This is a genomic window from Streptomyces paludis (assembly GCF_003344965.1).
GTDB classification, from domain to species: Bacteria; Actinomycetota; Actinomycetes; order Streptomycetales; family Streptomycetaceae; genus Streptomyces; species Streptomyces paludis.
The window spans coordinates 2,607,167-2,621,680 of record NZ_CP031194.1; the positions used below are offsets into that span (position 1 = coordinate 2,607,167).

10 protein-coding genes are annotated in these 14,514 nt (G+C 71.3%); 7 read left to right on the top strand and 3 right to left on the bottom strand.

The window, feature by feature from the left end; genetic code table 11:
* The first annotated feature begins 10 nt into the window (after window positions 1–10).
* On the top strand, window positions 11–967 hold the full coding sequence (gene cofD, locus DVK44_RS11195) for a 2-phospho-L-lactate transferase (protein ID WP_114659541.1): 957 nt from the start codon (window positions 11–13) through the stop codon (window positions 965–967).
* Entirely contained in the window at window positions 964–2,289 is a 1,326-nt protein-coding gene (locus tag DVK44_RS11200) for a coenzyme F420-0:L-glutamate ligase (RefSeq protein WP_114659542.1), read from the top strand. The genes cofD and DVK44_RS11200 overlap by 4 nt, the downstream gene beginning before the upstream one ends.
* A gap of 19 nt (window positions 2,290–2,308) precedes the next feature.
* Here the strand turns inward: DVK44_RS11200 and DVK44_RS11205 are convergent, their stop codons facing one another.
* The 3 genes from DVK44_RS11205 to DVK44_RS11215 all read right to left on the bottom strand — a co-directional run bounded on the left by DVK44_RS11205 (window position 2,309) and on the right by DVK44_RS11215 (window position 6,251).
* Window positions 2,309–3,304: a DNA-3-methyladenine glycosylase family protein gene (locus DVK44_RS11205; protein ID WP_114659543.1), complete on the bottom strand. Its 996-nt coding sequence runs from the start codon at window positions 3,302–3,304 to the stop codon at window positions 2,309–2,311.
* Between the two features lie 276 nt (window positions 3,305–3,580).
* Complete coding sequence (manB, locus tag DVK44_RS11210; protein ID WP_114659544.1) at window positions 3,581–4,663, bottom strand: mannose-1-phosphate guanylyltransferase; 1,083 nt, start codon at window positions 4,661–4,663, stop codon at window positions 3,581–3,583.
* Between the two features lie 106 nt (window positions 4,664–4,769).
* Window positions 4,770–6,251, bottom strand: coding sequence for a peptidoglycan recognition protein family protein (locus DVK44_RS11215; RefSeq protein WP_114659545.1), 1,482 nt, complete (start codon window positions 6,249–6,251; stop codon window positions 4,770–4,772).
* A gap of 136 nt (window positions 6,252–6,387) precedes the next feature.
* Here DVK44_RS11215 and DVK44_RS11220 point away from each other — a divergent pair, with 136 nt between their 5' ends.
* The 5 genes from DVK44_RS11220 to DVK44_RS11240 all read left to right on the top strand — a co-directional run bounded on the left by DVK44_RS11220 (window position 6,388) and on the right by DVK44_RS11240 (window position 14,362).
* Window positions 6,388–7,140 (top strand): TIGR03089 family protein, encoded by a 753-nt coding sequence (locus DVK44_RS11220; protein ID WP_114659546.1) that lies wholly within the window; start codon window positions 6,388–6,390, stop codon window positions 7,138–7,140.
* 201 nt (window positions 7,141–7,341) lie between these two features.
* Complete coding sequence (locus DVK44_RS11225; RefSeq protein ID WP_114659547.1) at window positions 7,342–8,859, top strand: LCP family protein; 1,518 nt, start codon at window positions 7,342–7,344, stop codon at window positions 8,857–8,859.
* Between the two features lie 224 nt (window positions 8,860–9,083).
* Window positions 9,084–10,889 carry an LCP family protein gene (locus DVK44_RS11230; RefSeq protein ID WP_114659548.1) on the top strand — a complete coding sequence of 602 codons (1,806 nt, stop codon included), beginning with the start codon at window positions 9,084–9,086 and terminating at the stop codon, window positions 10,887–10,889.
* Window positions 10,890–10,954: 65 nt separating this feature from the next.
* Window positions 10,955–12,664 (top strand): LCP family protein, encoded by a 1,710-nt coding sequence (locus DVK44_RS11235; RefSeq protein WP_114659549.1) that lies wholly within the window; start codon window positions 10,955–10,957, stop codon window positions 12,662–12,664.
* A 225-nt stretch (window positions 12,665–12,889) separates the two neighbouring features.
* Window positions 12,890–14,362 carry an LCP family protein gene (locus DVK44_RS11240; RefSeq protein WP_114659550.1) on the top strand — a complete coding sequence of 491 codons (1,473 nt, stop codon included), beginning with the start codon at window positions 12,890–12,892 and terminating at the stop codon, window positions 14,360–14,362.
* Window positions 14,363–14,514: the final 152 nt, after the last annotated feature.

The window sequence follows — 14,514 nt, forward strand, 5'->3', positions numbered from 1 at the left end:
CACTGTTCTCATGCGCATTGTGGTTCTGGCCGGCGGCATCGGCGGCGCCCGTTTCCTGCGTGGCCTCAAGCAGGCCGCGCCGGACGCGGACGTCACGGTCATCGGCAACACGGGTGATGACATCCATCTGTTCGGGCTGAAGGTCTGTCCCGACCTCGACACCGTGATGTACACCCTCGGCGGTGGCATCAACGAAGAGCAGGGCTGGGGGCGTCTCGACGAGACGTTCCAGGTGAAGGCGGAGCTGGCGGCCTACGGGGTGGGGCCCGAGTGGTTCGGCCTCGGCGACCGCGACTTCGCCACACACATCGTCCGTACGCAGATGCTTGGCGCCGGCTATCCGCTGAGCGCCGTCACCGAGGCGCTCTGCGCCCGCTGGAAGCCGGGCGTACGGCTGCTGCCCATGTCCGACGACCGCGTGGAGACGCATGTCGCGATCGAGGTGGACGGCGAGCGCCAGGCCGTGCACTTCCAGGAGTACTGGGTGAAGCTGCGGGCGTCCGTCGACGCCCAGGCGGTCGTGCCGGTCGGCGCCGAGCAGGCCAAGCCGGCGCCGGGCGTGCTGGAGGCCATCGCCGCCGCCGACGTCATCCTCTTCCCGCCGTCCAACCCGGTCGTCAGCATCGGCACGATCCTCGCCGTCCCCGGTATCCGCGAGGCCATCGCCGAGGCGGGCGTGCCGGTCGTCGGCCTCTCCCCCATCGTCGGGGACGCGCCCGTGCGCGGGATGGCCGACAAGGTGCTCGCCGCGATCGGCGTCGAGGCGACGGCCGCGGCCGTCGCGCTGCACTACGGCTCGGGGCTGCTCGACGGCTGGCTGGTCGACACCGTGGACGCCTCCTCCGTACCCGCCATAGAGGCCGCGGGCATCCGCAGCCGCGCCGTTCCGCTGATGATGTCGGACGCGGACACCACCGCCGCGATGGCCCGCGAGGCGCTCGCGCTGGCCGAGGAGGTGCGGGCATGACGGGCGGTACGGGCATGACGGGCGCCCCCTCGTACAAGGTGCGCGCGCTGCCGGGGCTGCCGGAGATCCGCCCCGGCGACGACCTCGCCAAGCTCATCGCCGCCACCTCTCCCGGGCTGGCCGACGGGGATGTCCTGCTCGTCACCTCGAAGATCGTCTCCAAGGCCGAGGGCCGGATCGTCGAGGCGACGGACCGCGAGGCGGCGATCGACGCGGAGACGGTCCGGGTCGTCGCGCGGCGCGGCCCGCTCCGTATCGTCGAGAACCGGCAGGGCCTGATCATGGCCGCCGCCGGGGTCGACGCCTCGAACACCGCGCCCGGCACGGTCCTGCTGCTGCCCGAGGACCCCGACGCCTCCGCCCGCGCGATCCGGGACGGGCTGCGGGACACGCTCGGCGTGGACATCGGCGTGATCGTCACCGACACCTTCGGCCGGCCCTGGCGCAACGGGCTCACCGATGTCGCGATCGGCGCGGCGGGGGTACGGGTCCTGGACGATCTGCGCGGCGGCACGGACGCGCACGGCAATCCGCTCCAGGCAACGGTCATCGCGCTCGCGGACGAGCTGGCGGCGGCGGGCGACCTGGTCAAGGGCAAGACCGAAGGGCTGCCGGTCGCGGTGGTGAGCGGCCTGCCGCACCTCGTCGGCCCTTCCGTTCCCGACACCGGCAGCCGTTCGCTGGTGCGGGACGCCGCCGACGACATGTTCCGGCTCGGCACGTCCGAGGCCGTACGGGAGGCGGTGACCCAGCGCCGTACCGTCCGCGACTTCACCGACGAGCCGGTCGACCCCGGCGCGGTCCGCCGCGCGGTCGCGGCGGCGCTCACCGCGCCCGCCCCGCACCACACCACACCCTGGCGCTTCGTCCTGCTGGAGTCGGCGGAGTCCCGGCTGCGGCTGCTGGACGCGATGCGCGACGCCTGGATCGCGGATCTGCGCCGCGACGGCAAATCGGAGGAGTCCGTCGCCAAGCGCGTCCGGCGCGGCGAGGTGCTGCGCCGGGCGCCGTATCTCGTGGTCCCGTGCCTCGTCGCGGACGGCGCGCACACATACGGCGATCCGCGGCGCGACGCGGCCGAGCGCGAGATGTTCGTCGTCGCGATGGGCGCGGGCGTCCAGAACTTCCTGGTCGCCCTGGCCGGCGAACGGCTCGGCTCCGCGTGGGTCTCGTCCACGATGTTCTGCCGGGACGTCGTACGGGACGTCCTGGCGCTGCCCGCCGACTGGGACCCGATGGGCGCGGTCGCGGTGGGGCACGCGGCGACGGCACCGGCCGCGCGGCCGGCCCGGACGCCGGAGGGCTTTATCGAGGTGCGCTGAGGATCTGTTGCACTTGGCCCTACAGGCGCGCGATGTTCCGGATCTCCATCCGGGGCGCGCGCCGGGCCGGGACCCGGCCGCTGAGCAGGATCAGCCGGACGGCGCGGTGGCGCTGGCCCTCGTACGGGGCGAGCAGTTCCAGCATCGCCGCGTCGTCCGCGTCCCGGTCGTCCGCGAGCGCGTGCCCGACGATGCCGGGCAGATGCAGATCGCCGACGGTGACGGCGTCGGGCGCGCCGTTCGAACGCTGGATCACCTCGGCGGCCGTCCACGGCCCGATCCCCGGGATCAGCTCCAGCCGGGCGGCGGCCTCCGCCGGCGCCATCGCCGCCGCCTCCTCCATCCGGCGCGCGACCCGCACGGCACGCAGGATCGTCGCGGACCGCTTGGCGTCGACCCCGGCCTTGTGCCACTCCCACGACGGGACGAGCGCCCATGTGCGGGCGTCGGGCACGACGTACAGGCGCGTGTGCTCGTCCTCGTTGCCTTCCCCGCCGGGGCCGGGCGCGGGCTCGCCGTACTTCCGTACCAGCAGCCGCCAGGCGCGGTACGCCTCGACCGTCGTGACCTTCTGCTCCAGCACCGACGGAATCAGCGACTCCAGTACGAGCCCGGTCCGGCAGAGCCGCAGCCCCGGCCGACGCCGCTGGGCCTCCGCGAGGACGCGGTGGCGCGGGGTGAAGGCGCCGGGGTCGTCGTCGGCGCCGAGCAGTCCGGGCAGCCGCTCCAGCAGCCACCCGGCCCCCGGCCCCCACGCCTCGGCCACCACATCGCGCCCGTCCCGGCCGACGCGCACCGTCCCGGCGCCCTCGGGCGTCCGGCACGTCCGCCACACCGTCCCGTCCCCACCGGCCCGGAACGTCGGATCCCCCGGCCCCCGCCGCAACGGCCCGAGCACAAGACCGAGGTCGTACGGCCCCTCCGGCGGCGTCCACCGCCGACTCAGCCCCGAGGCACGCAGAGTCGCGCTGCGCGCTGGTGCGTGGGGTCTGTCAGGGGAGAAGCGTCCGGCCACGAGGTCGAGCGTAAGGGGTCCGGGCCCAGCCCAAGACGTCTGGGCGTCGGCCGACCACGACCGGAGGGGGCCGGGGTCGCAGGAGGTGACGTCCCCGGATGTAGAGCGTGATTTGTGCCGCTGAACGGTCCGCAGTCAAAGAACCCAGCCGCACGCGGCGTAAATCATGCATCCGGGGATGCGCCTCCGGAGTGCCCCGGCCCCCGGCACAAAACGAACCGGCCGCACCCCCAAACCGGCCCGCACTACGCCCCCCGCCGGGAGGCGACCCCCCGGTTACTGATCCGCGGAGAATCTCACCGCGCCCGCGCCCAGTACCGCGTCGCACCAGACCCGGACCCCCTCGCGCAGTTCGTTGTCCGGCCCCACGATCGCGCCGTCGCCGATCACCGCGTCCGTGACCACCGTGCGGGCGCCGACGTGGGCGTGGTTGCCGATCAGTGAGTTGGTGATCGTGGCGTTGGGGGCGATGGTCGCGCCGTCGAGGATCACGCTGCCCGCGACCCGGGCGCCCGCGCCGATGACCGCGCCCGCGCCGACGACCGTGCCCGCCGTGAGTTTGGCGTCGGGGGCGACCGTGGCGGTCGGGAGGGTGAGGCGGTCGCCGCAGCGGCCGGGGACCGCCGGGGACGGGGCGCGGCCCAGGACCAGATCGGCGGAGCCGCGGACGAACGCGGCCGGGGTGCCGAGGTCGAGCCAGTACGTGGAGTCGACCATGCCCTGGAGGTGCGCGCCGGCCGCAAGGAGGCCGGGGAAGGTTTCCCGTTCGACCGATACCGGCCGCCCCGCCGGTATCGCGTCGATCACGGAGCGCCGGAACACATACGCCCCCGCGTTGATCTGGTCGGTGACGATCTCCTCCGGGGTCTGGGGCTTTTCGAGGAAGGCCGTCACGCGGCCGTCCGTGTCGGTCGGCACGAGGCCGAACGCGCGGGGGTCAGGGACGCGGGTCAGGTGCAGTGAGACATCCGCGCCGGAGGCCGCGTGGGTGGCGACGAGGGCGCGGATGTCGAGGCCGGTGAGGATGTCGCCGTTGAAGACGAGTACGGGGTCGTCGGGCCCGGCGCGCAGCCGCGACGCGACATTGCGCAGCGCGCCGCCCGTGCCGAGGGGCTCGCGCTCGGTCACGTACTCCAGGCTCAGGCCGAGCGACGAGCCGTCACCGAAGTACGGTTCGAACACCTCCGCGAGGTACGACGTGGCGAGCACGATGTGCTCGACGCCCGCCGCGCGGGCCCGCGCCAGCTGGTGGGTGAGGAACGGCACGCCCGCCGCCGGGAGCATGGGCTTGGGTGTGTGCACCGTGACGGGGCGCAGTCTGGTGCCTTTGCCGCCGACCAGGAGGATCGCTTCTGTCAACGTGTGGTCTCCGCTTCTCGGTGATCGCGTTCTCGTGGGCCGCGTCTACGTACGTATATCCATACATGCGCGGGTACCCGGAACCGACCAGTCCGTGCGGACCGGGTCAGCGCCCCTGGTATCCGGCCGCCTTCGTCCGTACCGTGCCGAGCTTCTCGTAGAGGTGGGCACCTGGGCATTCGGTGGCGAATCCGTCCCGGTGGCCGGAGATGGTGTGCAGGGTGACGCGGGTCCCCTTGCCGTACTTTCCGCTGCCGCCGGAGGTCAGGGTGACCTTGCCGCCGGGGTTGACGCCGTGCAGTCCGAGCTTCCAGGCGGTGAGCTGGGCGAGTGCGGTGACCGCCGCCGCGGGCGGGTTCGTACCGGTGTACGTTCCGAGGACGGCGATGCCCGTGGAGTTCGTGTTGAAACCGAGGGTGTGGGCGCCCAGCACGGGCTTGGCCACTCCTCCGGCGCGCCCTTCGTAGATGTTTCCGCACTTGTCGACGGCGAAGTTGTAGCCGAAGTCGCGCCAGCCGCTGCTCTTGACGTGGTAGCGGTAGATACTGCGCAGGACTGAGGGTGCCTCGTCACAGGTGTAGTTGTTTCCGGTGGCGCTGTGGTGGACGAAGGCGGCCTTGACGGTGCTGGTGTAGCCGAAGTTCCGCTCACGCAGGGACTCGTCGGCGCCCCAGCCCCTGCGGGTGATGATGCGCGGCCGGGGGGCGTCGTACCGCTGCGCCTCCGCCTCCGACGCTGCGGAGGACGCGGCAGAGGACGAAGACTCGGACGAGGACTCGGACGCGGGTACGGCCAGGGCCGGGATCTCTCGTGCGCCGGAGGCCACCAGTTCCTCGTTCGCGGCCGAACTGGCCAGCTCCTCGGGGGACATGGGGGCGAGCGGGGCGCGTTCACCGGTGGTGCCGGTACCGGTAGTGGTGCTGGTGCCGGTAGTGGTGGCGGGGTCCGCCGGGGTCTCGGCCGTGTCCTTCGCGCCCTGCTCCGCGCTGCCGCCCACCGCCGGTTCCACGCCCGGGTCGATCAACTCCAGCCGCAGGCCCTGCGGGAGCAGCGCGCGGGCCGGGCCCGTCTCGTTCTGGTCCTGGGTGGCCCGTACGCGCAGCTCCACGCCGTCCGAGCCGCCGACCCAGAGCGGGGCCGTGGAGCCGTGCACGGTGCCGGAGTCGCGTTCCTGGCTGCCGGGGTCGGCGCCGTGTTCCTGGTTGTGGGTCTCCAGGTCCTGCCACTCGGACCAGGTCTGGGTGCCCGCCGCGCGGGTACGGACCTGGACCGTGCCGTGGAACTCGGTGTCGGCGTCGTCCCACACGACCCCGAGCAGCGAGAAGGGGCGCACATCGCGGCGGCTCACACCCCGCTCCCGCGCGGCGCCCAGGGATCGGTCGGCGGGGAGCGCGGTCAGCGGGATCGACTGGGTGGAGCCGGGGACGCCCGGGGGCACGGTCACGGCCGGCACTGAGGCCGGCGCGGCCGCCGCGACCGGGGTACCGGCGGCCGCCGGGAGCGCGGTGGCGCCCGAGGGGAACGACAGCGGAAGGACCAGGGCGGCGGTGCACGCGACGCCGATCGGGGTTGCAAGGTAGGCACGCATGAACCGATCCTCGGCGCCCGACCGCCCGCGCGCCCGCTGGACGCTCCCGGAAAACTGACGGCCCGTCGCTCCAACCGGTGGAGGCCGTCACCGGTACGGCGGTGGCCCCACAGGGTCGCGGCGTACCCTTTGCCGCGTGAATGCCAGCGACCGTACCCCCGCCGACCTGCTGCGATCCGCTCTCGCCACGGACCCGGCCCGCCCCTTGGTCACGTTCTACGACGATGCCACCGGTGAACGGGTCGAATTGTCCGTCGCCACCTTCGCCAATTGGGTGTCCAAGACCGCCAACCTGCTCCAGGGCGAGCTGGCGGCGGAGCCGGGCGACCGGCTCGCGCTGCTGCTGCCCGCGCACTGGCAGAGCGCGGTCTGGCTGCTCGCCTGCTCCTCGGTGGGGGTGAGTGTCGACATCGGCGGCGACCCAGCGAAGGCCGGCCTCGTTGTCACCGGTCCGGACACACTCGATGCCGCGCGCGCGTGCGGCGGCGAGCGGGTGGCGCTCGCGCTGCGCCCGCTCGGCGGGCGCTTTCCGCAGCCGCCGGAGGGCTTCATCGATTACGCGGTGGAGGTGCCCAGCCAGGGCGACCGCTTCGCACCGTACGCCCCGGTCGACCCGGACGCGCCCGCGCTCACCGTCGAGGGTACGGAGCTGACCTCGGCCCAACTCGTCGCGCTGGCACGGGAGAACGCCTCGGAGCGCGGTCTGGCGCCGGGCTCGCGGCTGCTGTCGGGGCTCGCGTACGACAGCTGGGACGGGCTCTCGGCCGGGCTGTTCGCACCGCTCGCGGCGGGCGGCTCCGTGGTGCTCTGCCGGCACCTCGGGTCGCTCCCGGCAGCGGCGCTCGAACAGCGTGTGACGAGCGAGCGGGTCACCCACCGCGCGGTGTGAACGGGGTGGTGTCGGCGTCGGCGAACGTCGGCGAACGTCCGAAAACCGCCCGGTCTGCACACAACGGACCGGGGTAGCGCGGCCGTAACCAAACTGAAGTACATGATCGGCAATATGTACGACCTCCCGTACAACCAAGGGCGCTGTTTGCCCGTCTACGACATCAACCGGCGGCCCAGTGCGCCGTCGATGCCTTGAAGGATGGACGAAGACGTGACCGACAGTGCTGGCACGCCGCCCGAGCCGAACGAGAACTCCGGCGCCGGGTCCGGGACCGAGTCCGGGAGCACGGACGGGACCACGCACGGAACTGCGCACGGGACCGCGGACGGGACCGCGGACAGGACCACGCACGGGACCGCGGACGAGAGCGCCGACGGGACCGCCGTCGAGGCCGGAGACGGGATCAGGGACGCGGCCGCGGACGAGTACCGCGCCGCCCTCACCGCCGTCGCGTCCGCCATGACCGCCGCCCTCACCGCCGCCGCCTCCGCCATGGCCGCCGCCGTGGCCGCCGGCACACCGGCCGACGCACCGGCCGCCGTACGAACGGACATATCGGCCGACGCACAGGCCAAAGCGCCTCTCGCGCCCCCGAAACCGCCGAAGCCGCTCAAACGACGCAAGCGCCGCTGGTTGCGCTGGGTAGCCGTAGGCGCGGCCGCCGCCGTCCTCGCCTCGGGCGGCGCCGGCTGGTGGTTCTACCGGCAGCTCGACCACAACATCACGACCGATACCACCACCGCGGCCGAACTTCAGACGTACGAGAAGGAACGGCCGAAGCCCGTCGTCCTCGACGCGGAGAACATACTTCTCGTCGGCTCGGACAGCCGGGCCGGCAAGAACGGCAAGTACGGCCGGGACGACGGCGGTTCACAGCGTTCCGACACCACGATCCTGCTGCACCTGGCCGCCGACCGGAAGAGCGCGACCGCCGTCTCCTTCCCCCGCGACCTGATGGTGGACATCCCGAGCTGCCGCCGATCGGACGGCTCCCGGACGCGGGCGCAGTTCGCGCAGTTCAACTGGGCCTTCGAGTTCGGCGGCGCGGCCTGCACGATCCGTACCATCGAGAAGCTCACGGGCATACGCGTCGACCACCACATGGTGGTGGACTTCCAGGGCTTCAAGGACATGGTCGACGCGGTGGACGGGGTCAAGGTCTGCCTGAAGGAACCGGTCGACGACAAGAACTCCAAGCTCAAGCTCGACGCCGGTACGCACACCCTCGACGGGGAGCAGGCGCTCGCGTACGTACGCGCCCGGCACAGCCTCGGGGACGGCAGCGACACCCAGCGCATGGGCAGACAGCAGCGGTTCCTCGGCGCCCTCTTCAAGAAGGTGCGGAGCAACGGTGTCCTGCTCAACCCGACGCAGCTCTATCCGGTCCTGGACGCGGCGACGAAGTCGGTCACCACGGACCCCGGGCTGGGCTCGCTGAGCGCGCTCTACGATCTGACACGGTCCATGCGGAGCGTACCCACCGAAAAGGTGCAATTCCTTACGGTGCCGCGCCAGCAGTACAGCCTGGACCGCAACCGCGACGAGCTGGTGCAGCCGGCCGCCGGGAAGCTCTTCGAGCAGCTTCGCGACGACGCCGCCGTCACCGTCGTACCGGCGAGCAAGGACGATGACACCGCACCCTCCGCCTCGCCCTCACCGGACGGCGGGGACACCGTGTTCGAGGGGACAAATGCCGCGGCGGGCGTGTGTGAGTAAAGCGATCCTCAAAGAGATGGCAGCAGTCCACGGAGATTGAGCGGATTGCCCACTTGTAAGCGATGAGGAATGTGTCACTGGCGTCGCTCGACGCCGAACTGGACGGATAGTGTGGCGCGATCCGGTGTATCCGACCAACAGGTCGCGCACTAGCTGGAGCAAAACCGAGCGCCTTCCGGAAGAGAAGGCGACTCGCGTGGCACCGACGGAGGATTCAGGCAACCGTGGATGCACATAGCCGTGGGCAGGCGGACGAAATCGATCCCGCCGACCAGTGGGTGCTCAACCCGGACACGGGTAACTACGAGCTGCGACTGGACCGCTCCGCAGGGCAGCCGCCCGCACCGCGCGCGGCCACCGGTTCGAGAACCGACGGCCCCGGCACGGCCCCCGACACCGGTACGGGTAAGGGCAGCGGCTCCGCGACGGGCGGATCCGGTACGGAGCCGGACCCCGACCCGGACCGGGAACCGCAGGCCAGACGGGCCGACGTGCCCGGCCAGCGGAGCCGGCGGGCGGGGAAGAACCAGACGGCCCCGCCGCCCGCCGCGGCCGGCCGCCGCAAGGGCAAGGGCAAGAAGAAGACGGGCAAGAAGAAAGCCCTGCTGTGGACCGGCGGTGTACTGGCGTTCGTCCTCGTGGGCGCCTCCGCGGGCGGATATCTCTACTACGAGCACCTCAATAGCAACATCGCCACGATCGATGTCGCGGGCGCCGGTACCGGCGGATTCAAAAAGGGCCAGCCCGTCAACATCCTGCTGATCGGCACGGACAAGCGGACCGGCGCCGGGAATGAGGGATACGGCGACGCGGGCAGTATCGGCCACGCCGACACCAATCTGCTGTTCCATGTGTCGAAGGACCGTACGAACGCGACGGTGCTGTCCATCCCGCGCGACCTGATCACCAACATTCCCGACTGCGAGACCAAGACCGAGGAAGGCACCAAAGTCATCCCGGGCTCCTCGGACCAGCGCTTCAACAACAGCCTGGGCCAGGACGAGCGGGACCCCGGCTGCACGATGCGTACGACCACCGAACTCACCGGCCTGGAGATCGACCACTTCATGATGGCGGACTTCAACGCCGTCAAGACGCTGTCCACCGCGGTCGGCGGCGTGGAGGTCTGTGTGGACAAGGACGTCGACGACAAGAAGTCGCGGCTCAAGCTCACCAAGGGCACCCACCGGATCGAGGGCGAGCAGGCCCTCGCCTTCGTACGGACCCGGCACGCCTTCGGCAACGAGAGCGACCTCACCCGGATCCAGACCCAGCAGCAGTTCCTCAGCTCGATGATCCGCCAGATGAAGTCGGGCGACACCCTCACCAGCCCCACCAAGCTGTTCAAGCTGGCGGAGGCGGCGACGAAGGCGCTCACCGTCGACACCGGCATCGGCAGCATCGAGAAGCTGAGCGAGCTGGCCAAGGAACTCGCCAAGGTCCCGGCGAAGAACATCACCTTCATGACACTGCCGGTGCTCGACAACCCGGCGGAGGCCGTCCGGGCCACGGTGGTCCTCAACGAGGCCGAGGCCAAGAAGCTCTTCACGATGATGCAGAACGATGTCTCCCTCACCGAGGTGAAGGAGAAGGAGTCGGCGGCGAAGAGCGCGGCCAAGAAGAAGCAGGCGGCGCTCCTCAAGGGCACCAAGGCCGCTCCGGGCGATGTACGCGTCGACGTGTACAACGGCGGCGGGCCGCAGGGCTCGGCGCAGGAGACGCTGAACTGGCTCCAGAACTCCGAGGGCGTCCTGAAGTCCTCCAACAAGGGCAACGCCGACACGGAGGTCAAGAAGACCCAGCTGGAGTACGCGCCGAACCAGGCCGATCAGGCGCGGGCGCTCGCGGAGATGCTCGGACTGCCGGGCAGCGGCATGAAGCCGGGCACCGAGGACGCGGTGGGGCTTGAGGCGATGACCCTGACGCTCGGCAAGGACTTCAAGGGCGCGGGCGTGCCCATCACGGGCGCGGCGAAGGTGTCGGACGTCGTGCAGCGCGTGAAAGCGGACAAGCAGGTCTGCGCCAAGTGAGCCAGCGCGGGCAGAGTGGTGCACGGCCTGAGGGCGCGCCGGAACAGGCGCCCCAGGCAGGCGAGTTGGGCTGGGACGACAGCCTCTACGAGGGTGCCGACGGCGATACGGGAACGAAGACGGCGACAAAGGCGAAGGCGAGGACGGACGCGGGTACGGGTGCCGCTGACAGCGGTGCCGGTGCCGACGGTACGGCCGCGAGCGGCAGCAGTGGCGGCACCGTCGCCGGGCGCGGCACCCTGCGGCGCGCGCTGCGCTGGGCCGCCGCCGTACTGTCGCTGCTGATACTCGGGACGGCCGGCGCCGGTTACCTGTACTACAAGCACCTCAACGACAACATCCGCAGCGGCGCACGCACCGGCGGCTCGGACGACCCCGAGAAGGCCGCGGCGAACGCCGCCGGGGACACCCCGCTGAACATCCTGCTTCTCGGCTCCGACAGCCGCGGCAAGCCCGAGAACGTCAAGCTCGGCGGCGGCAAGAACCTCACGTCGGACCCGCCGCTCGCCGACGTACAGATGCTCGTCCACATATCCGCCGACCGGAAGAACGCCTCGGTCGTGTCCATACCCCGGGACACCCGGGTCGACATACCCGAGTGCAAGGACGCCGAGACCGGCAAGGTCTACCCGAAGACCAATACGATCATCAACGCGTCGCTCGGACGCGGTGGCGCCGGCTGCACCCTCGCCACCTGGCAGAACCTGACCGGCCTCTACATCGACCACTGGATGACGATCGACTTCTCCGGTGTCGTGCAGATGGCCGACGCGATCGGCGGGGTCGACGTCTGTGTCAAGAACAACGTGTGGGACCGGCCGCTCCCCGGGGTCCCCGGCGGTTCGGGGCTGAAGCTCACCAAGGGCACGCACCAGGTCAAGGGCGAACAGGCCCTCCAGTGGCTGCGTACCCGGCACGCGTTCTCCAGCGACCTCGGCCGCGCCAAGGCGCAGCACATGTACATGAACTCGATGATCCGTCATCTCAAGTCGCAGAACGTCTTCACGGACACCCCCCGGCTGACCGGGCTGGCGGAGGCCGCCACCAAGTCGCTGGAGGTCTCCGAGGAGATCGGTACGGTCAAGAAGCTCTTCGATCTGGCCATGCAGCTCAAGAGCGTGCCGACCGACCGGGTCACCATGACCACCATGCCGACCGTGACGGATCCGCAGGATCCGAACCACCTGGTCGTCCAGCAGACCGACGCCACCAAGATGTGGACGATGCTCCGCGACGACGTCGCCTTCGACGGCAACGCCAGCAAGGCGGACGAGGAGGCGGCGGCCGCCAAGAAGAAGAAGGCCGCGGAGAAGGCGGCCGAGCAGGCCGCCGCGGCGGTCAAGGACCCGGCCGGCGACCCCGCCGACACCGGTGTGCTCGTACGGAACGGTACGGGCGGGACGCAGACGCCGGTACGGGGACGGGCGGCGACCGTGGCGTCCCTGCTGGTCGGCAAGGGCTACACACTGGCCAGGGCGGACGCGACGCTCACCCCGCAGGAGAAGACGACGGTCCTGTTCCCGAGCGCGGAGCTGGAGGGGGACGCGCAGGGCGTGGCCAAGGCGCTGGGGATCCCGCTGACGTCGGTGCAGCGGTCCACGGATGTCTCAGGGGTCACGGTGACCGTGGGCGCGGACTGGCGTACGGGGACCTCGCCGTCGGAGGAGACCGCCGCGCCGCCGTCGAAGGCGGGCGCGATACCGGACACGGCGGACGCGATCAACGGCGCCGAGAAGGACGCGTGCATGGACGTGTACGCGCCGTACCGCTTCTGAGCGGTCTGCCGTCCGGCCCGTCCCCTTCAACTTCAACGCGAGCCGGAGTGGTGGCGCCCCGTTACCGCGAACGGGGGACAGCCACGCGCGCCGCCGGGTTGCGGCCCGGTGCCGCTGATCGTATGGGCCTACTGTGCGCGTAATCCGCCACGATCGCCCTTCTCCTCCCCCACTCCCCCCACTTCCCCCCGCTTCCCCCCACTCCCACCGCGGAGGTGCTCCCCCGTGCCCACGCCGCCCCGCACGACCACCCGCACCACCACCCGCCGCACCACCGGCGCGGCCCGATCCGCCCCGCGCCGCGGCCCGCGCTGGGGGAAGCGCACGGCGACGGCGCTCTCCGTGCTGGTCCTGGGCGCGGGCGGGATCGGGCACGCGGTGGTGACCGGCCTCGACACGGGGATCGAACGGGTCGATCCGTTCAAGGACATGAAGAACCGGCCGCACGCGGGCCGCGGGTTGAACCTCCTGCTCGTCGGCACCGACGGCCGCGACAAGATCACCGAGGAGGAGCGGCAGAAGTACCGGCTGGGCGGCGCGCCCTGCCACTGCACCGACACGATCATGCTGGTGCATCTCTCGGAGGACGGGAAGCGCGCCAGCGTCGTCAGTGTGCCGCGCGACAGCTATACGGAGCTGCCCGAGCACACCGACACCAGCGGCAAGCGCCACGCCGCGCACCCGGCGAAGCTGAACGCGGCGTACGCGGAGGGCGGGCCGGGGCTGACGGTCAGTACGGTGGAGCGGATGACGGGGGTGAAGATCAGCCATTATCTGGAGGTCGACTTCACCGCCTTCATGAAGACGGTGGACGCGGTCGGCGGGGTGGAGATCTGCACGGCCAAGCCGATGAAGGACACGTACACCGGGCTCGACCTGGCGGCCGGCACCCACCGGATGAACGGCGGTGAGGCGCTCCAGTACGTACGGTCCCGGCATATCGACGGCGCGGCCGATCTCGGCAGGATGCAGCGCCAGCAGCGCTTCGTGGCCGCGCTGATCCACCGGGCGGCGGGCAGCGGTGTGCTGCTGAACCCGGTGCGGTTCAAGGAGGTCACCTCGACGGTGCTGGCCTCGGTACGGGCGGACGCGGGGTTCGGCGCGGAGCAGATGCTCGCCCTGAACGAGGCGATGCGCGGCTTCTCGCCCGCGTCGTCGGAGTTCACCTCCGTACCGCTGGCCGGTGACGGGTCCGGGGTGACGGTCAAGGGGCTGGGCTCGACGGTGAAGTGGGACCCGGAGAAGTCACGGCGGCTCTTCCGGGCGCTGCGCGACGACAAGCCGCTGACGGCCGCGCACGAGCCACGCGAGCGCGGCCACTCAGGGCCCACGACGGTCGAGGTGGACCCGAGCCGGATCAAGGTGCAGGTCTACAACGGCACCACGGCGGACGGCCTCGGCAAGCGGGTGGACGACGCGCTGCGCGCGACCGGCTTCGACACCACCCGCGCCCCGCTCGGCTCCGACGGCCCGGATGTGCACCGTACGGTCGTCATGTACGACCCGCGCTGGGACCGCTCGGCGAAGTCGCTGGCCGCGGCGCTGCCGGGCAGTGAGCTGCGCGCGGTGAAGCAGCAGGGCGCGACGCTGAAGGTGCTGGCCGGCACGGACTACAAGACGGTGACGCCGGTCCGGGCGCGGGAGACACCGAAGAACGAGTTCGGCGCGACGACGGGGGACGAGGCGGTCTGCGCGTAAACCCCGTAACCGCTGCCGCGAAACGATCTCCGAACGCCCCCGGAACCGCTCCCCATGGGAACAAACAGGTCCTGATTGCATCATCTTGGCAACGGGCCCGGTCCGATTTCCCACCCTCCCTGTATGGAGCGCGACAAGGCCCGGCACACTGG